Source organism: Miniimonas sp. S16 (genome assembly GCF_057748195.1).
Window position 1 is genome coordinate 3,348,613 of the sequence record NZ_CM173242.1, and the last position, 18,624, is coordinate 3,367,236.

Here is an 18,624-nt window from a genome sequence, read left to right on the forward strand (position 1 = left end):
CAGGAGGGAGTGGGCGCGGTGACCGATCCCGACGCGACCAGTCCCGACGCCACCGACCCCGGCCCGCCGCCGCGTGCGCCCCGGTCGGCGCTGCGGATGTTCTGCTCGACCGTGCTCGGGCTCGAGGCCTTCGTGGTGTTCTTCGCGGCCGTGGCCGCCTACGGGCTGCGCTCCGCGCCGACGCCGGCGATCCTCGCCGTCGGCGCGGGCGCGGCCGTGCTGTGCCTCGTCGCGGCCGGGTCGCTGCGCTCGCGGGCGGGCTACGTGCTCGGCTCGGCGATCCAGGTGGCGCTCCTGGTGGCCGGCCTGCTCATGGCCGACCTCCGCGCGCACCTGCTCACCGTCGCGGTGGTGTTCGGGGTGGTGTGGGTCGTGTCGCTGCGGGTCGGGGCGCGGATCGACCGCGAGCGGGCCGAGCGGCACGTCGCCGAGCTGGCGCACTGGCGTGCCGCCGGCGGGGTCGACGGCACGGCCGACGGCGACGCCGACGCCGAGCGCGGCACCCCCGCCGACACCGGGTCCGCCGGAGACCCGGGCAGGACGAGCGCGACCGAGCCCGGGCGGTAGGGTCACGACCCGTGACCGACGTTCAGCGCACCCTCGTCCTCGTCAAGCCCGACGGCGTCGCCCGCAGCCTCACCGGCGAGATCCTCCGCCGCATCGAGGCCAAGGGGTACCGCCTCACCGCCCTCGACCTGCGCACGGCGGACACGCTGCTGCTCGAGGCGCACTACGCCGAGCACGTCGGCAAGCCGTTCTACGCCCCGCTCCTGCAGTTCATGGGCTCCGGTCCGCTCGTGGCCGTGGTCGTGGAGGGCTTCCGGGTGATCGAGGGCGTGCGCACGATCATCGGCGCGACCGACCCCACGGCCGCCGCGCCCGGCTCGATCCGCGGCGACCTCGGCGCCGACACGGGCGAGAAGGTGCAGCGCAACCTTGTGCACGCCTCCGACTCCCCGGAGTCCGCCGAGCGCGAGATCGCGCTCTGGTTCCCGTCCTGACGGATCGGCGCGCGTGGTCGGCACGCACGGCACGGACGCCGCCGAGCACGGCGCCGAGCGCCGCGCCGATGACCGCGCCGGAGACCGCGCCGGCCGGCCACTTCGACGCCACCGCAGGTCGCGGGCTGCCCGGCCGCGCTCGCACGACCCCATAGAGTTCCAGGCGTGTACCTGCGGACGTTGACGCTGCGCGGCTTCAAGTCGTTCGCGTCCGCGACCACCCTGCACCTCGAGCCGGGCATCACGTGCGTCGTGGGCCCCAACGGCTCGGGCAAGTCGAACGTCGTCGACGCCCTCGCGTGGGTGATGGGGGAGCAGGGCGCGAAGTCGCTGCGCGGCGGACAGATGTCCGACGTGATCTTCGCCGGCACCTCCTCGCGCCCCCCGCTAGGGCGCGCCGAGGTCGCCCTCACGATCGACAACTCCGACGGCGCGCTGCCGATCGACTACGCCGAGGTCACGATCTCGCGGACCATGTTCTCCTCCGGCGGCTCGGAGTACGCGATCAACGGCACGCCGTGCCGGCTGCTCGACATCCAGGACCTGCTCTCCGACTCCGGGCTCGGCCGGCAGATGCACGTCATCGTGGGGCAGGGCCAGCTCGACGCCGTGCTGCGCGCCACGCCCGAGGAGCGCCGCGGCTTCATCGAGGAGGCCGCGGGCATCCTCAAGCACCGCAAGCGCAAGGAGAAGGCGCTGCGCAAGCTCGAGTCGACGGCGGCGAACCTCGCCCGGCTCACCGACCTCGTGGGCGAGATCCGGCGTCAGCTCGGCCCGCTCGCCCGGCAGGCCGAGGTCGCCCGGCGTGCCGCGACCGTCCAGGCCGACCTGCGCGACGCACGCGCCCGCCTCCTCGCCGACGACCTCGCCCAGGCGCGGGCCGCGCACGCCGCCGAGGTCGCCGACGTCACGGCGCTGGAGGCCGCCCGTGAGGAGGTCGAGGCCGCGCTCGAGACGGCGCGCGCCGAGCTCGCCCGGACGGAGGCCGAGGGCGCGCGGCTCGCACCCGCCGTCGCCGAGGCGACCGAGGTCTGGTACCGGCTGTCCGGGGTGCGCGAGCGGCTGCGCGGCACGGCGACGCTCGCCGACGAGCGGTGCCGGCTGCTCGGCACGGCGGTCGCGCAGCACGACGGGCCCGACCCGGACGACCTGGACGCGCAGGCCGAGCGCGCGCGGGAGGCGGAGCGGCTGACCCGCGCCGAGCTCGCGGCGGCGACGGCGGCGCTCGAGGCCGCGCTCGGCGCCCGGCGGGTCGCGGAGGAGGCGGCGGCGGCGGCCGAGAAGGAGCTCGCCGCCGTGCACCGGGGCGTCGCCGACCGCCGCGAGGGCCTGGCTCGGCTCGCGGGCAAGGTCGGCGCCGTCCGCAGCCGCGTCGAGGCCCAGCAGGCCGAGCTCGAGCGGCTCGGCGCGGTGCTCACCGACGCGTCCCGCCGCGCGAGCGAGGCCGAGGTCGAGTTCGCCGAGCTCGAGCTCACCGCCGCCGGTGTGCAGGACGGCGAGGAGGGCCTGGACGCCGCGCACGAGTCCGCGAGCGCGCGGCTGGAGCAGGCGCGCGAGGGGATCGCGCGGCTCGAGGCCGAGCTGCGCACCGCGACCGGGGACGCGGACCGCTGGACCGCGCGGCACGACGCCCTCGCCCTCTCGGCCGAGCGCGGTGACGGCACGGGTGCCCTGCTCGCGGACGACGGCGTGGCCGGCCTGCGCGGACCGCTCGCCGACGCCCTCGCGGTCGCACCCGGGTGGGAGGCCGCCGTCGCGGCGGCCCTCGGTGAGCTGGTGCACGCGGCCGTGGTCGACGGCGTGGGCGCCGCGGTCGACGCGCTGCGCCGCGTGCGCGAGACCGACGCCGGCCGAGCCCGGCTCGTGCTCGCCCAGGACGCGGCCGACGGCGAGCCCGAGGCGAGCGCCGCCGCCGCCGCGCCCGCCGCGCCCGCCGCGCCCGCCGCGCCCCCCGGGGCGACCTGGGCCCTCGCGGAGGTGACGATCCGCGCGGACGTGCGCTCCGCCGTCGTCGGCCTGCTCGACGGCGTGGCGCTGGTCGAGGACCTCGGCGCGGGCCGTGCGGCGCTCGCCGCACCCGGGGTGCGCGTGGTGGCGACCCGCGAGGGCGACGTGCTGACCGCGACGCACGCGAGCGGCGGGGTGTCGGGCGAGGCCAACCTGCTCGCGATCACGGCGGCGCGCGAGGAGGCGGCGCGGGAGCGGGACGCGGCGCGTGAGCGCGGCGACCGGGCGAGGTTCGCGCTCCAGGCGAAGCGGGAGGACGCCGCATCGGCGCAGGCGGCTTACGACGCCACCCTGGCGGACCTGCACGCGTCCGACGCCGCGTTCACCGCCGTCGCCGAGCGGCTGGGCCGGCTGAGCGCCGCGATCCGCGGCGCGCGCGGCGAGGCGCAGCGGGCCGAGGCCGCGATCGCCGCCGCCGAGGCAGGCCGCGAGGAGCGCGAGAGCGAGCTCGCGGACCTGCTCGCGCGCCTGGAGGTGGCCCAGGCCGAGCCCGCCGACGCGGCGGCCGACCTCGACCGCGCCACCGAGCACCGGGACGCGTGCGCCGACGCGGCGCGCGCGGCCCGCTCCGCGGAGACCGACGCACGCCTCGCCATGCGCACCGTCGAGGAGCGCACGCGGGCGGCCGCCGGCCGCGCGGCGAGCCTCGAGCGGGCCGCCCGGGTCGAGCGGGACGCCCGGGCGCGGGCGGCGAGCCTCGAGGCGGCCCGGCAGCGTCGCGCCGCGGTGGCCGACCGCGTGCGGCAGGCGGCGTCGGCCACGCTCGTGCTGCTGGAGACCTCGCTCGCGCGCGCGGCGGAGGACCGCGACGCCGCCCAGCAGCAGCGGGCCGAGGTGGACGAGCGGATCGCGACGACTCGCACGCGGGTCGACGTGCTCGCGCGGCGCCTGGCGGAGCTCACCGACGCGTTCCACCGCGACGAGCTCGCGCGCGCCGAGCAGCGGATGCGGGTGGAGGCCCTCGAGCAGCGCAGCCTGGACGAGCTCGCACTAGACCCCGAGATCCTGCTGGCCGAGTTCGGACCCGACGTGCCGGTGCCGCTGCTCGGGGTCGCGGGATCCGACGCCACCGAAGCCACCGACGCCCCCGACGACCCGGACGCGAGCACCCCCACCGAGCCCTACGACCGCGACCGGCAGACGAAGCGCCTGCGATCGGCCGAACGCGCCCTGGCGCTGTTGGGCAAGGTCAACCCGCTGGCCCTGGAGGAGCACGCGGCCCTGGAGGAGCGGCACGCGTTCCTCGTGGAGCAGCTCGCCGACGTGCGCAAGTCCCGCGCGGATCTGCTCGAGATCGTCAAGGAGATCGACGCGCGCGTCGAGCAGGTGTTCACCGAGGCGTGGGTCGACACCGAGCGCGAGTTCCGCGGCGTGTTCGCGCGGCTCTTCCCCGGCGGCGAGGGGCGGCTGCTGCTCACCGAGCCCGACGACATGCTCACCACCGGGATCGAGGTCGAGGCTCGCCCGCCGGGCAAGAAGGTCAAGCGGCTGTCGCTGCTGTCCGGTGGCGAGCGCTCGCTGACGGCCGTGGCGCTGCTGGTCGCGATCTTCCGCGCCCGCCCGAGCCCGTTCTACGTCATGGACGAGGTCGAGGCCGCGCTCGACGACGTCAACCTCGGTCGGCTCCTGGAGATCTTCGCCGAGCTGCGCAGCAGCTCCCAGCTCATCGTCATCACGCACCAGAAGCGCACGATGGAGATCGCGGACGCCCTGTACGGGGTGACCATGCGGGGCGACGGCGTGTCCGCCGTCATCGGTCAGCGCATCGAGCGCGACGGCGAGCCCGGCGATCCCGACGTCTGACCGGCCCCGCTCCGCGCGGGTGAGCGACCTCACGCACCTTCACGACCCCTTCGCTTCTCGACGGGCGTGGCGCCCCCGACGCGCCGGGACGCCCGGGCGATACTGGACGCATGCCTGCCTTCTCCGCCGTCTGGGCCATCGTCCTGGCCGTCCTGCTCGCCGGGGGTCTGCTCGCCGTCATGATGGTCGTGCGGCGCCCCGAGGAGGGCTGGCGCAACCGTCTGTCGGACCTCGTGCGCGGTGAACGCGTGGGTGGTCCCGGCATCGTCGAGGAGCATCGCGCCGCCGCGGACGGCGAGACGGTGGGCATCGCCGACCTCCTCGCGGACGCCGAGCAGGCCGACGGGTACGTGACGGTCCCGGCCCGCGTCGAGCACGGGATCGAGCACGGCCTGGAGTCGATCGTCAGCTCCTCGCGCGCCCTCGCGGGCCGTGTGCGGGGAGACTCCCACTCCTGATGGCCGACTGGGTCCTGCCGGTCCTCATCGGCGTCGTCGTCCTCGTCGTCGGCTCGCTGGCGCTGCTCGTCCCGCGCCGCCGCCGTCGCGCGCTCCCGCCTGCGGCCCCGCCCGTCGCGGAGCCCACCACCCCGCCGACCGGGCCGGCGCCGCCCTCGGGCGAGGAACCGGTCGAGACGGCCGAGCCGTCCCGCGCACCACCCGCCGCCACCGCGCCGGAGCTCACCGCCCCGGAGAGCGTGCCGAGCCGGCTGGTCCGCCTCCGCTCGCGGCTGGCACGGTCCGGCGCGCTCGGCCAGGCCCTGCTCGCCGTGCTCGGCCGCGACCGGCTCGACGAGGCGGCGTGGGAGGAGCTCGAGGAGACCCTGCTGCAGGCCGACCTCGGCCTCGAGCCGACCACGGCGCTGCTCACCGAGCTGCGCACCCGCCTGCGCGTGGACGGCACGCGGGACCCCGTCGCGATCCGGGCCACGCTGCGCGAGCTGCTCCTGGCCCAGGTCGACCCCACGATGGACCGCACGCTCGCGACGGCGCGCCGCGAGGTGGACGGCACCTGGCTGCCCGCGACCGTGCTCATGGTCGGCGTCAACGGGACCGGCAAGACCACCACCGTCGGCAAGCTGGCGCGCCTGCTCGTGGCGCAGGACCAGACCGTTCTCCTCGGCGCCGCCGACACCTTCCGCGCGGCCGCGGCCGACCAGCTTGCCACGTGGGCCCAGCGGGTCGGCGTCGAGGTCGTGCGCAGCGACCGTGACGGCGCGGACCCGGCGAGCGTGGCCCACGACGCGGTGGACCGCGGCGTCGCCGACGGCGTGGACGTCGTCATCATCGACACCGCCGGTCGCCTGCAGAACAAGGCCGGCCTCATGGACGAGCTCGGCAAGATCGCCCGTGTGGCGAGCCGGCGCGCGCCGATCACCGAGTCGCTCCTCGTCCTGGACGCGACGACCGGGCAGAACGGGCTGCGTCAGGCACGCGTGTTCGCCGAGGTCGCCCAGCTCACCGGCATCGTGCTCACCAAGCTCGACGGGAGCGCCAAGGGCGGCATCGTCGTCGCGGTCCAGCGCGAGCTCGGCATCCCCGTGAAGCTCGTCGGCCTGGGCGAGGGCCCGGACGACCTCGCACCGTTCGACCCGGAGTCGTTCGTCGACGCCCTGCTCGGCTGAGACGGCCGCGAGCTCTTCCAGCGCCGTCCCAGCGCCTCGGCGTGCCGCCGTCGCGCCACGTCATGGGCGCGCTGTCCCACGATCCGGACGGCGTGGGCCGCTTTCGCAGCCCGCGCAACGAGAAGTTCACGTGGCCAGGGCCGCTGTCACGTTCCCGTAACGTCGCGCGCCGCGGCGCGTGACATGGCTCCGCGAGATTCCTTCCCGGACCCAGCCACCCGGCTGGTGAGGAGAGGGGACGTGGATGGAAGAGTTCGTGCTGGATACGGGCAACACCGCCTGGATGCTGGCCTCCTCCGCTCTCGTGCTGCTGATGACGCCGGGTCTGGCGTTCTTCTACGGCGGCATGGTGCGGGGCAAGTCCGTGCTCAACATGATGATGATGAGCTTCGGAGCCATGGGACTGATCGCGCCGATCTGGTTCCTGTACGGCTACTCCGGCGCATTCGGGACCGATATCGGGGGGATCATCGGCAACCCGTTCGAGTTCTTCGGGTCGAACAACCTGGACGACGCGACGAGCTTCGTCTCCGCGGTGGGCCTGCCGGTCCTCGTGTTCATCGGGTTCCAGGCGACGTTCGCGATCATCACGGTCGCGCTGATCTCCGGCTCGGTCGCGGACCGGATGAAGTTCTCGTCCTGGCTCGTGTTCGCCGCCGTGTGGGTCACCTTCGTGTACATCCCGATGGCGCACATGGTCTGGGGCGGCGGCCTCCTGGGCGCGGACGGCATCACGTCGTCCATCGCCACGCCGATCGACTTCGCGGGCGGCACGGTCGTCCACATCAACGCCGGTGTCGCAGGCCTTGTGCTGGCGATCCTGCTCGGCCGGCGCAAGGGCTTCGGCAAGGAGCCGATGCGTCCGCACAACCTGCCGTTCGTCATGCTGGGCGCCGCCCTGCTGTGGTTCGGCTGGTTCGGCTTCAACGCGGGCTCCGAGCTCGCGGCCGACGGCACCGCCGGACGTGCCTGGGTGAACACGACGGCGGCCGCCGCGATCGCGATGATCGCCTGGCTCGCCACGGAGAAGGTCCGCGACGGACACGCCACGTCCCTCGGCGCCGCCTCGGGCATCGTCGCGGGCCTCGTGGCCATCACGCCGGCCGCCGCCGCGGTGGACACGGTGGGCGCCCTGGCCATCGGCATCATCGCCGGCATCCTGTGCGCGCTCGCCGTCGGGCTCAAGTACAAGTACGGCTACGACGACTCGCTCGACGTGGTCGGCGTCCACCTCGTGGGCGGCCTCACGGGTACGGTGCTCATCGGGCTGTTCGCGCACGTCGGCGACAACGTCAACGGCACCTGGATCCCGGACGGCGCGATGAACGGTCTGTTCTACGGCGGCGGCGTCAACCAGCTGCTCGCGCAGATCATCGTGGCGCTCTTCGCGGTGGTGTTCTCCGGCGTGCTGACGTTCGTGATCGGTTCCATCATCAAGGCGACGATGGGTCTGCGGATCAGCCAGGATGTCGAGGTCAGCGGCATCGACCTCGTCACCCACGGCGAGACCGCGTACGAGACCCTGGGTACGTCCCGCAACTTCGGGGAGGCGTGAGCATGAAGCTTGTCACCGCAGTCATCCAGCCGCACCGGCTCGACGACGTGAAGGCGGCCCTCGAGGCCGCCGGGATCCGCGGCATGACCGTGAGCGAGGCGAGCGGCTACGGCCGTCAGCGCGGTCACACCGAGGTCTACCGCGGCGCCGAGTACACCGTCGACCTCGTGCCGAAGGTCCGCGTCGAGGTGCTCGTCGAGGACGAGGCGGCCGGCACGGTGGCGGACGTCGTCGTGCAGGCGGCGCAGACCGGCAAGATCGGTGACGGCAAGGTGTGGGTGGTCCCGGTCGACGACGTCGTGCGCGTCCGGACCGGCGAGCACGGCCCCGGCGCCCTGTAGCAGCGCGTGACCGCTCAGACCGGAGCGGACGTGCCGGGGGAGGTCCCGCACCGCACGGTGCGGGACCTCCGCCGCGTCCGGCTCGAGCTGCCCGGCGGACCGGGCTCCAGCACAGCCAGCACGGCAGCGAGCCAGGGGCAGGGCCCGACGGCGAGCCCAGGGCAGGGCCCGACGGCGAGCCCAGGCCAGGGCCCGACGGCGGGCCTCGCCGACGGCGTGCGGCCGGCGGTCGCGCCGTTCGCGGCCGAGGAGGACTCCGACCTGCTCGAGGGTCAGGCCTACCGTCGGGCGTTGGCCGACGTCGTCGACGAGGCGCTCGCCGCGCTGTGGCGCGATGCGGGGGAGAAGCTGGGACTCGACCTGTCCCAGGGTGCCGCGCTCGCCGTCGTGGGCTCGCAGGGGCGGCGCGACGCCGGGCCCACGTCGGACCTGGACTGCCTGCTCGTGCACGACGGCCGCACGTTCACCCCTGACCAGGTCGAGGCGCTCGCGAGCGCGCTCTGGTACCCCGTGTGGGACGCGGGCCTGGACCTGGACCACTCGGTGCGCACGCTCGCGCAGTGCCGCCAGATCGCCTCCAAGGACCTCGTCGCCGCCGTCGGCCTGCTCGACCTGCGCGGGGTCGCCGGCGACCCGGTGGTCGTGAGCCGCGCGCGCACCGCGGTGCTCGAGGACTGGCGCGGCGCCGCCCGCCGGCGCCTGCCGGAGCTGCTCACCTCGACCCGCACGCGTGCCGAGCGCAGCGGTGAGCTCGCCTACCTCATCGAGCCCGACCTCAAGGAGGCGCGCGGCGGGATCCGCGACGCCGTCGTGGTCGAGGCGCTCGTCGCGACGTGGCTCACCGACCGCCCGCACGGCGCGTTCGACCGCGCGCACGACCACCTGCTCACGGTGCGCGACGCCGTCGCGCTGGAGACCGGCCGGCACACCAGTCGCCTGCTCCAGGTGGACGCGGACGCCGTCGCGGCGCGCTGCGGCTACGCCGACCGCGACGACCTGCTCGCCTCCATCGCCGAGTCGGCCCGCACGGTCTCCTACACGCTCGACATCACGGTGCGCAGCGCGCGTCAGGCGCTGCGCCGGCCCTCGGTGCGCGCACCGTTCCTCGTCCGCGGCCGCCGGGTCGCGCCGCGCCTGCGCGCGCTCGCAGACGGCCTCGTGGAGCACGACGGCGAGGTCGTCCTGGCCGCGCAGGTGCGGCCCGAGGAGGATCCGCTCCTCCCGCTGCGCGCCGCCGCGACCTCGGCGCGCACGGGCCTGCCGCTCTCGCCCGTCACGGTCGCCTCGCTCGCCACCGCTCCGCCGCCGCCCGAGCCGTGGCCGGCCCTGGCCCGCCAGCACCTGCTCGCGCTGCTCGGCTCCGGCGCCTCGCAGGTCGACGTGTGGGAGGCGCTCGACCTCGCCGGCGTCGTGACGACCTGGTTCCCGCAGTGGCGCGAGGTGCGCAACCGTCCGCAGCGCAACCCGATCCACACCTGGACCGTGGACCGGCACATGGTCGAGACCGCGGCGAACGCCTCCCAGCTGGGCAAGGACGTGCCGCGGCGCGACGTCCTCCTGCTCACCGCGATCTTCCACGACCTCGGCAAGGTGTCCGGCGTCGCCGACCACAGCGTCGAGGGAGCCCGCCGCGTCGCGCCGCTGCTGCGCACCCTCGGCGTCCCCGCCCCGGACGCCGACGCCGTGGTGGGCCTCGTGCGCCACCACCTGCTGCTCGCCGACCTCGCGACCCGGGCGGACCTCGAGGACCCCGCGACCACGGCGCGCCTGCTCGACGGCGTGGGCCACGACCGCGAGACGCTCACCCTCCTGCGGGTGCTCACCGAGGCGGACGCGCGCGCGGCCGGGCCGAAGGCGTGGACGCCGTGGCGCGCGCAGCTCGTCGAGGCGCTGTACCGGCGGGCCCTCGCGCAGCTGGTGGACTGACGCCCGCGATACCCTGAGGGCCGTTCCCCCCGAACCAGCGAGGTCACGTGTTCGCCAGCCTGTCCGACCGCATCAACGCCGCCGTCTCGTCCCTGCGTGGCCGCGGCCGCCTCTCCGACGCCGACATCGCGGCGTCGATCTCCGAGATCCGCCGTGCGCTCCTGGACGCCGACGTCGCCCTTCCGGTGGTGCGCGACTTCACCGCCACGGTGCGCGAGCGGGCCGAGGCGGCCGAGCTGTCGAAGGCGCTCAACCCCGCGCAGCAGATCGTCAAGATCGTCCACGAGGAGCTCACCCGGATCCTCGGCGGGCAGGCCCGCGAGCTGCGGTTTGCCAAGCGGCCCCCGACGGTGTTCCTGCTCGCCGGTCTGCAGGGTGCGGGCAAGACGACGCTCGCCGGCAAGCTCGGCCGCTGGCTCACCGAGCAGGGCCACACCCCGCTCCTCGTCGCCGCCGACCTGCAGCGTCCGAACGCCGTCCAGCAGCTGCAGATCGTCGGCCAGGGCGCCGGCGTCGCGGTCTGGGCGCCCGAGCCGGGCAACGGGGTGGGCAACCCGGTCGAGGTGGCGCGCTCCGGCGTCGCGCACGCGAAGGAGCAGTTCTACGACGTCGTCGTGGTCGACACCGCGGGCCGCCTCGGTGTCGACGCCGAGATGATGCAGCAGGCCGCGGACATCCGCGACGCCACGCAGCCCGACGAGATCCTCTTCGTCATCGACGCCATGATCGGCCAGGACGCCGTTACCACCGCGAACGCGTTCGCCGAGGGCGTCGGCTTCACCGGTGTCGTGCTGTCCAAGCTCGACGGTGACGCGCGCGGTGGTGCCGCCCTGTCGGTGGCCTCCGTCACGGGCGTACCCGTGATGTTCGCCTCGACGGGGGAGAAGGTCGGCGACTTCGAGCGGTTCCACGCCGACCGGATGGCGTCGCGGATCCTCGACATGGGCGACATGCTCACGCTCATCGAGCAGGCCGAGCGCGCCTTCGACGAGGACCAGGCGGCCGAGCTCGCGAACAAGATCGCGGGCGACGGCGACTTCACCCTCCAGGACTTCCTCACCCAGATGCAGCAGATGCGGCAGCTCGGGTCGATGAAGAAGATGCTCGGGATGCTGCCCGGGATGGCCCAGATCCGCGAGCAGCTGGAGAACTTCGACGAGCGCGAGGTGGACCGCGTCGAGGCGATCGTGCGGTCCATGACGCCCGCTGAGCGCGACACCCCGAAGATCATCAACGGCTCCCGCCGCTCGCGCATCGCGCGCGGCTCGGGCACCACGGTGACCGAGGTCAACCAGCTGCTCGACCGGTTCGAGCAGGCCAAGACGATGATGCGGTCGATGGCCCGCGGCGGCGGCGCGCCGAACATGGCCGGGGGCGGCTTCGGGCTCGGCTCGATGCCCGGGATGGGCAAGAAGTCCAAGGGCAAGATGGCCCCGCCCGTGCAGCGCGGCAAGAAGTCCCGCAGCGGCAACCCCGCCAAGCGCGCCGCCGCGGAGCGAGCGGCGCTCGAGCGTCCGACGGCGAGCAAGGGTTCCGCGTTCGGCCTCACCGACCCGTCGGCGCCGCCGTCGCTCGACCTGCCCGAGGACCTGACGAAGTACCTCGGGCGCTAGCAGCCGGGCCGGCCGAGGCCTCTCGACGCGGGCCGCCCGGACCGGGCGCTCGCGCCGGCACCGGTGCGATGTCGGAACGGGCCCGCGAGTCTGGCACAATGGTCCGCTGAACCCGACGACTCCGGCCCTCTCTCCGGTGGACGTCGTGTCCCGAGCGCCCCGGCGGGTGTCCCCACGCCCAGGGCCGGCCGCGCTCACCACCGACATAGGAGTAACCACCACCGTGGCTGTCAAGATTCGCCTCAAGCGCCTGGGCAAGATCCGCGCGCCGTACTACCGCGTCGTCGTCGCCGACTCCCGCACCCGCCGGGACGGCCGCGTCATCGAGGAGATCGGGAAGTACCACCCGACCGAGGAGCCGTCGGTCATCGACATCTCCTCCGACCGCGCGCAGTACTGGCTCGGTGTCGGCGCGCAGCCGACCGAGCAGGTCCTCGCGCTCCTCAAGGTGACCGGCGACTGGCAGAAGTTCAAGGGCCTCCCGGGCGCCGAGGGCACCCTGCGCACGAAGGACGGCGCCGTGAGCGCCGACAAGACCGCCGAGGCGATCGCCGCCGTCGAGGCCGACGCCGAGCTCCGCAAGGCCAAGGCGTCCGAGGCCAAGGCCGCCGCCGCGGCGCAGGAGCCCGCGGCCGAGGCCGCGGAGGACGCCGAGAGCACGGAGTCCTGAGCCCCATGCTGGCCGACGCGCTCGAGCACCTGGTCCGGGGGATCGTCGACAACCCCGACGACGTGCAGGTCACCGCGCGCTCCGCGCGACGCGGCGACTACCTCGAGCTCCGCGTCAACCCGGCCGACCTCGGCCGGGTGATCGGCCGGTCCGGCCGCACGGCGCGCGCGCTGCGCACCGTGGTCGGCGCGATCGCCGAGGGTCCCGTGCGCATCGACGTCGTCGACGTCGACCGGCGCTGAGGACTCGGGCGCAGCACCGCAGCACCCCGCAGGGCCGTCCGTCTCGGGCGGCCCTGCGGCGTCTCCGGCCCACCTGCCGATCCACGCGGTGCGGCCGACCAGCACGTTCCGCCCGACCGACCAGGAGAAGCGCATGATCCCCGACGGCTACGTCATCCTCGCCCGGCTCGGCGCGGCCAACGGGCTGCGCGGTGACGTCCGCCTGGAGATCCGCACCGACGACCCGTCCCGCCTCGCGCCGGGTCAGCGGGTCGTCACCGACGACCCGCGCGTGGGTGAGCTCACGATCGCCCGACGGCGCACGAGCGGGTCCGCCGCGCTCATCGCCTTCGAGCAGGTCACCGACCGCACCGACGCCGAGGCGATGTCCGGCCTGCTCCTGCTGGGGCCGGCGGTGCTCGAGGACGACGCCTGGTACCCGGCCGACCTCGTCGGGCTGGAGGCGCGCGCTCGCGACGGCCGCGTGCTCGGGGCGGTGCTCGCCGTCGAGTCGATGCCCGCGCACGACGTGCTCGTGGTGCGCGAGCCGTCCGGGGCGCGCACCCTCGTGCCGTTCGTGACGGCGATCGTGCCCGAGGTCGACGTCGCAGGCGGGTTCGTCGTGCTCGACCCGCCCGGCGGGCTGCTCGCCGACGAGCCCCAGCCCGAGGACGACGACCTCGACGACGACCCGGACGACCCCGACGACGAGGCTCCGGCGGGCGGTCCCGAGGCACCGACGCCCGGGTCGGACGCGTGAGCACGCCCCGGATCGACGTCGTCTCGATCTTCCCCGAGTACCTGGCGCCCCTGGACCTGTCGCTGGTCGGCAAGGCCCGCACGAGCGGGCTCGTGGACCTGCGCGTGCACGACCTGCGCGACGTCACGACCGACCGGCACCGCACCGTGGACGACGCGCCGTTCGGCGGCGGCGCCGGCATGGTGATGCGTCCGGACGTGTGGCTGCGGGCGATCGAGGCCACGGCGCAGCACCGGCCGGACCCCTCCGCGGAGCCGACGACCGACCCGCGCGAGGTGCTCGTGCTGGTGCCCACGCCGTCGGGCGTCCCGCTGACGCAGGCGACGCTGGCCGACCTGGCGACCACCCTCGCCAGCCCCGACGTGCGTGCGGTGATCACGTGCGGCCGGTACGAGGGCATCGACGCGCGACTCGTGGAGCGCCTCGCCGACACCCCGGGCGTGCGCGCGGTGCACGAGCTCTCCCTCGGCGACTACGTGCTCAACGGCGGCGAGGTCGCCGCGCTCGCGATGATCGAGGGGGTCGTGCGGCTGCTGCCCGGCGTCCTGGGCAACCCCGAGTCGGTGGTCGAGGAGTCGTTCTCCCAGCCCCTGCTGGAGTACCCGGTCTACACCCGGCCCGCGGACTGGGACGGCTTCGAGGTGCCGGCCGTGCTCACGTCCGGCCACCACGGCGCGGTGCAGCGCTGGCGACGCGACGTCGCGCTGACCCGCACCGCGCGGCGCCGGCCCGCGCTGCTGCGCGAGCTCGCCGTCGCCGATCTCGATGTGCGCGACCGTGCGGTGCTCGCCGAGGCGGGTGTCGTCGTCGGGCGCGACGGGCGGCTGCTCGGTCCCGTGCGGGTGCGCCCCGCGGCGCCCGACGACGCGGCGCGCCTCGCCGACGTCGCCGCGATCACGTTCCCGCTCGCGTGCCCGGACTCCACGACGCTCGGCGAGGTGCGGGCGCACGTCGCCGAGCACCTGTCGGTCGCGTCGTTCGAGGCCCACCTCGCCGACCCCGAGCACCTCGTGCTCGTGCTCGAGGACCACGACGGCGAGCTGCTGGGCTACGCGCTCGTGCTGGTCGGCGCGGCGCAGGGCGACGGCGCCCCGGTGGGCGTCGACGGTCAGGACTGCCTCGCCGAGCTCTCCAAGCTCTACCTGCTGCCGCGGGCGCGCGGCACCGGCCTCGCGGGGACGCTCATGGACGCCGCGCTCGCCGCGGCGCGTGGACGTGGCGTGGCCGCGGTCTGGCTCGGCACCAACGCGGCCAACGCCGCGGCGCAGCGGCGCTACGCACGGCACGGGTTCGCCGTCGTCGGCACGCGCACGTACGTCGTGGGCGGCGCAGAGCACTCCGACGTGGTGATGCTCACCCGGTTCGGCCCGACGCCGGGCGGTGTGGCAGACTAGGACGCTGGGTCGCGCCAGGCGGCACCCGTTGTCTCTGCCACAGGGGAGGCGTGCGGGGCTCCGCCCGATCGTTCCGTGACCTTCCCGATCGAGACACAGGCGCCATCGCGCGCCACGATTCATCGTGGGTCCTGTGGCCCACGACGAGGAGCAGACATGCAGAAGCTCGACTCCGTCGACGCAGCCTCGCTGCGCGACGACATCCCGTCCTTCCGGCCCGGTGACACCGTCAAGGTGCACGTGAAGGTCGTCGAGGGCACCCGTTCCCGCATCCAGGTCTTCCAGGGCGTCGTCATCGCGCGCGCCAACGGCGGCGTGAGCGAGACCTTCACGGTCCGCAAGGTGAGCTTCGGCGTCGGCGTGGAGCGCATCTTCCCGCTGCACACGCCGTCGATCGACCACATCGACGTCGTCACCCGCGGTGACGTGCGTCGCGCCAAGCTCTACTACCTGCGTAACCTGCGCGGTAAGGCCGCGAAGATCAAGGAGAAGCGCTGACCGTCCGCGGCGCGCGACCCTGAGCACCGCACCGGAGCCCGGCCGACGAGGGAGGACCATGACCGACCTTGACGAGCCGGGCTCCGGCGCGTCCGGCTCCGCGAACGACGGGCACGGGACGTCCGACGGCGAACGAGCGCAGGCGCGGCGACGCACCGACGCATCGGCCCAGCCGGGCCGTCCCGCGAAGGGCCGACGCGGGCTGTCGGCGCTGCGCGAGACCGTCGTGGTCCTCGGCTCGGCGCTCGTGCTCTCCCTCCTCATCAAGACGTTCCTGGTCCAGGCGTTCTACATCCCCAGCCAGTCGATGGAGACGACGCTCGACATCGGGGATCGCGTGCTCGTCTCGCGCCTCGTCCCCGGGCCCCTCGACCTCAACCGCGGGGACATCGTCGTGTTCGTCGATCCCGGTGGCTGGCTCGACGACGCCCAGACCGAGACGGACCCGGTGCGCTCGGCGCTCGTGCGGGTCGGGGAGTTCGTCGGGCTGCTGCCCGCCAACACCGGCTCGCACCTCATCAAGCGCGTCATCGGCATGCCCGGCGACCACGTCACGTGCTGCGACACGTCGGGTCGGATCACCGTGAACGGCGTCGGCATCGACGAGCCGTACGTGATCGACGGCGCGGTCCCCAGCGAGATCACGTTCGACGTCACGGTGCCCGAGGGCAGCGTCTGGGTGATGGGCGACAACCGCTCGGACTCCCGGGACTCGCGCTACCACCTCGGCGACCCGGGCGGCGGCATGGTCCCGATCGACAACGTCGTCGGCGTCGCCAAGGTGACGATCTGGCCAGCCGACCGGTGGACGATCCTGCGCAGCCCCGGGGCGACGTTCGCGGACGTCCCGGACCCGTCCTGACCCGCCCTGCCACCGCGCCGTCCTAGCGTGGTGCCGTGACCGCCACCGTGTCTGCCCCTGCGACCGCGCCCCCGCGCCGAGGGTCGCGCCCCGTCCCGCCGCCGCGCACCGTGACGCCGTCGCGCCGCGTCGAGCGCGAGCTCGCCGAGGGCGGCCTCGTGGTCGCCGGGATGGACGAGGTCGGCCGCGGCTGCCTCGCCGGCCCGGTGTCGGTCGGCGTCGTGGTGTCCTGCCTGGACCGCCGGGCGCCGTCGGGCCTGCGCGACTCCAAGCTCCTGCCTCCGCCGCGCCGCGAGGCGCTCGTCGCGCCGATCCGGCGCTGGGCGGTGGCGTGCGCCGTCGGGCACGCGAGCCCCGCGGAGATCGACGCGATCGGCATCATCGCCGCTCTGCGCCTGGCCGGGCACCGGGCGCTGGCGGCCCTGCCGCTCCCACCGCACGTGGTGCTGCTCGACGGCAACCACGACTGGCTGACGCCGCCGGACGACCTGTTCTCGGGGTTCGCCGCCGCACCCGAGCCGGTGCTCGCCGTCGTGCCTCGCGTCCGGACCCGGATCAAGGCGGACATGACGTGCACGGGCGTCGCCGCCGCGAGCATCCTCGCGAAGGTCGAGCGGGACGGCCTCATGCGCGCGGAGCACGCGCGCGACCCGCGTTTCGACTGGGCCGAGAACAAGGGCTACGCCTCGCCGTCGCACATCGCGGCGCTCGCGCAGCACGGTCCGAGCGCGCTGCACCGCCGGTCGTGGTCGCTTCCCGGTGTCGCCGGTGCCGAGGCCGGTTCCGGGGAGGCCGCCGCGCACGCCACGGGGATGCCGGCGGTGCCGAGGGTGCCACGGACGCAGGACTCGCCGTCGGACGGCATGATGGTCTCGTGAGTGCCGAGGACCTGGAGAACTACGAGACCGAGATGGAGCTCGCGCTCTACCGCGAGTACCGCGACGTCGTGGGGCTGTTCTCCTACGTCGTGGAGACCGAGCGCCGCTTCTACCTCGCCAACAACGTCGACCTGCAGGTGCGGTCCGCGGGCGGGGAGGTCTTCTTCGAGCTGACGCTGACGGACGCGTGGGTGTGGGACGTCTACCGCTCGGCGCGGTTCGTCAAGCAGGTGCGGGTCGTGACGTTCAAGGACGTCAACGTCGAGGAGCTGGCGAAGGCCGATCTGCAGATGCCGTGACGCGCGCGTCGGGCGTCCGGCAGGCGGCTTCATCGACCGGCTCGGCGTGCGCGGCGGCGGGCGGCAGGTCGTCCGGGCTCACCTCCGCGAACCGCCGCACGAGCGCCACGCCCGCCACGACGGCGGCGCCGCCGAGCCACTGCACAAGCGTCGGCGCCTCGCGCAGCAGCAGCCACGCGAGCACGACGGCGAACAGCACCTCGGCGAGCGCGACGAACGACGCGACGCGCTCACCCAGCTTGCGCACCGAGATCACCGAGAGCCCGTACGCCACCGCGGTCGGCAGGACGCCGATGACGAGCAGCGGCACCCAGACCGGGACCTCACCGCCGAGCATCGGGACGTCGCCGGCGACCATCGCGACCGGCAGCAGGCCGACGAGGCCGAGCAGGACGACGGCGACGGCGCCCACCCACATCCCCAGCCCCGCCATCGCGAGCGGCGGGATCGTCAGCGGACGGGCGGAGAGCGCGAAGTAGGCCGCGTTGCCCAGGGCCGAGCACACCGCGAAGACCAGGCCGACCGGGTCGAGGGCAACGGCGCCCGTGACGTCGAGCACGCCGACGAGGCCGAGCATCGCGAGGCTCGCGCCGACGAGCACGCCCGGTGCGGGCATCCGCCGGGTGCGCAGCCACGACCACGCGATGAGCAGCAGCGGGCCGGTGTACTCGATCAGCAGCGCGACGGCCACCGGAAGCCGCTCCACGGCGAGGAAGTACAGGGTCGACGGCGCCGCGACGCCGGTGAGGCCGAACGCGAGGATCCAGCGCCAGTTGGCGCGCACCGACGCGAACCGCCCGCGCAGTGCCAGCGCGGTCGGGACGCTGAGCAGCGCCGCCCCGATCAGGAGCCGCACCACGATCGCGCCGCCGGGGGTCCAGCCCGCCTGCAGGAGCGGCTTCACGAACGGTCCGCTCGTCGCGAAGGCCGCAGCCGCGGCGAGTCCGATCGCGAGCCCGACGGCGCGGTCCCGACCCGGGTGCAGCGCCGCGGACGGCGTGGCGCCGGGGATCACGGGGCCGGTCGCGGGGCCGGTCGCGGCGCCGGTCGGGCCGGTCGCGGGGCCGGCGGACGGGCCGGTCGGGGTCGGCAGGGCAGACGACATGACGGCCTTCGCGACGGGGCACCGGAGGTGCGGGTGGAGCGGTGCGCTCGGGACGTGGTCAGGAGCG

Annotated in this window: 18 protein-coding genes; 17 read left to right on the forward strand and 1 reads right to left on the reverse strand. The window is 74.8% G+C overall.

Annotation, left to right across the window (positions count from 1 at the left end):
* Positions 1-18 precede the first annotated feature (18 nt).
* The 17 genes from AC3AQ1_RS14750 (at position 19) to AC3AQ1_RS14830 (ending at position 17,452) form a co-directional block, all read left to right on the forward strand.
* Entirely contained in the window at positions 19-567 is a 549-nt protein-coding gene (locus AC3AQ1_RS14750) for a DUF4233 domain-containing protein (RefSeq protein WP_159096587.1), read from the forward strand.
* 11 nt (positions 568-578) lie between these two features.
* Positions 579-1,001: a nucleoside-diphosphate kinase gene (gene ndk / locus AC3AQ1_RS14755; protein ID WP_108719607.1), complete on the forward strand. Its 423-nt coding sequence runs from the start codon at positions 579-581 to the stop codon at positions 999-1,001.
* Positions 1,002-1,166: 165 nt separating this feature from the next.
* Positions 1,167-4,811 carry a chromosome segregation protein SMC gene (gene smc, locus AC3AQ1_RS14760; protein WP_108719608.1) on the forward strand — a complete coding sequence of 1,215 codons (3,645 nt, stop codon included), beginning with the start codon at positions 1,167-1,169 and terminating at the stop codon, positions 4,809-4,811.
* 110 nt (positions 4,812-4,921) lie between these two features.
* On the forward strand, positions 4,922-5,269 hold the full coding sequence (locus tag AC3AQ1_RS14765; RefSeq protein WP_108719609.1) for a hypothetical protein: 348 nt from the start codon (positions 4,922-4,924) through the stop codon (positions 5,267-5,269).
* Entirely contained in the window at positions 5,269-6,435 is a 1,167-nt protein-coding gene (gene ftsY / locus AC3AQ1_RS14770) for a signal recognition particle-docking protein FtsY (RefSeq protein WP_108719610.1), read from the forward strand. The genes AC3AQ1_RS14765 and ftsY overlap by 1 nt, the downstream gene beginning before the upstream one ends.
* A 244-nt stretch (positions 6,436-6,679) precedes the next feature.
* Positions 6,680-7,990: an ammonium transporter gene (locus tag AC3AQ1_RS14775; RefSeq protein ID WP_108719611.1), complete on the forward strand. Its 1,311-nt coding sequence runs from the start codon at positions 6,680-6,682 to the stop codon at positions 7,988-7,990.
* Between the two features lie 2 nt (positions 7,991-7,992).
* A complete protein-coding gene (locus tag AC3AQ1_RS14780) occupies positions 7,993-8,331 on the forward strand; it encodes a P-II family nitrogen regulator (RefSeq protein ID WP_108719612.1) in 339 nt (112 codons plus the stop codon).
* A 6-nt stretch (positions 8,332-8,337) separates the two neighbouring features.
* On the forward strand, positions 8,338-10,257 hold the full coding sequence (locus AC3AQ1_RS14785; protein WP_234417546.1) for a [protein-PII] uridylyltransferase: 1,920 nt from the start codon (positions 8,338-8,340) through the stop codon (positions 10,255-10,257).
* Between the two features lie 47 nt (positions 10,258-10,304).
* The gene (gene ffh / locus AC3AQ1_RS14790; protein ID WP_108719613.1) at positions 10,305-11,870 is read left to right on the forward strand and encodes a signal recognition particle protein; all 1,566 of its coding nucleotides are present in this window, start codon (positions 10,305-10,307) and stop codon (positions 11,868-11,870) included.
* Between the two features lie 223 nt (positions 11,871-12,093).
* A complete protein-coding gene (gene rpsP / locus AC3AQ1_RS14795; RefSeq protein ID WP_108719614.1) occupies positions 12,094-12,540 on the forward strand; it encodes a 30S ribosomal protein S16 in 447 nt (148 codons plus the stop codon).
* 5 nt (positions 12,541-12,545) lie between these two features.
* On the forward strand, positions 12,546-12,782 hold the full coding sequence (locus AC3AQ1_RS14800) for an RNA-binding protein (protein ID WP_108719615.1): 237 nt from the start codon (positions 12,546-12,548) through the stop codon (positions 12,780-12,782).
* A 133-nt stretch (positions 12,783-12,915) separates the two neighbouring features.
* A complete protein-coding gene (gene rimM, locus AC3AQ1_RS14805) occupies positions 12,916-13,521 on the forward strand; it encodes a ribosome maturation factor RimM (protein WP_108720264.1) in 606 nt (201 codons plus the stop codon).
* Positions 13,518-14,915: a tRNA (guanosine(37)-N1)-methyltransferase TrmD gene (trmD, locus tag AC3AQ1_RS14810; protein WP_108719616.1), complete on the forward strand. Its 1,398-nt coding sequence runs from the start codon at positions 13,518-13,520 to the stop codon at positions 14,913-14,915. The genes rimM and trmD overlap by 4 nt, the downstream gene beginning before the upstream one ends.
* Positions 14,916-15,071: 156 nt before the next feature.
* On the forward strand, positions 15,072-15,413 hold the full coding sequence (rplS, locus tag AC3AQ1_RS14815) for a 50S ribosomal protein L19 (RefSeq protein ID WP_108719617.1): 342 nt from the start codon (positions 15,072-15,074) through the stop codon (positions 15,411-15,413).
* Between the two features lie 58 nt (positions 15,414-15,471).
* Complete coding sequence (lepB, locus tag AC3AQ1_RS14820; protein WP_108719618.1) at positions 15,472-16,275, forward strand: signal peptidase I; 804 nt, start codon at positions 15,472-15,474, stop codon at positions 16,273-16,275.
* A gap of 35 nt (positions 16,276-16,310) precedes the next feature.
* Positions 16,311-17,153, forward strand: coding sequence for a ribonuclease HII (gene rnhB / locus AC3AQ1_RS14825; RefSeq protein ID WP_370445294.1), 843 nt, complete (start codon positions 16,311-16,313; stop codon positions 17,151-17,153).
* A complete protein-coding gene (locus AC3AQ1_RS14830; protein ID WP_108719619.1) occupies positions 17,150-17,452 on the forward strand; it encodes a DUF2469 domain-containing protein in 303 nt (100 codons plus the stop codon). Before rnhB ends, AC3AQ1_RS14830 begins: the two co-directional genes overlap by 4 nt.
* Here AC3AQ1_RS14830 and AC3AQ1_RS14835 read toward each other — a convergent pair.
* Positions 17,409-18,557, reverse strand: coding sequence for an EamA family transporter (locus tag AC3AQ1_RS14835; protein ID WP_108719620.1), 1,149 nt, complete (start codon positions 18,555-18,557; stop codon positions 17,409-17,411). The genes AC3AQ1_RS14830 and AC3AQ1_RS14835 overlap by 44 nt on opposite strands.
* Between the last annotated feature and the right edge of the window lie 67 nt (positions 18,558-18,624).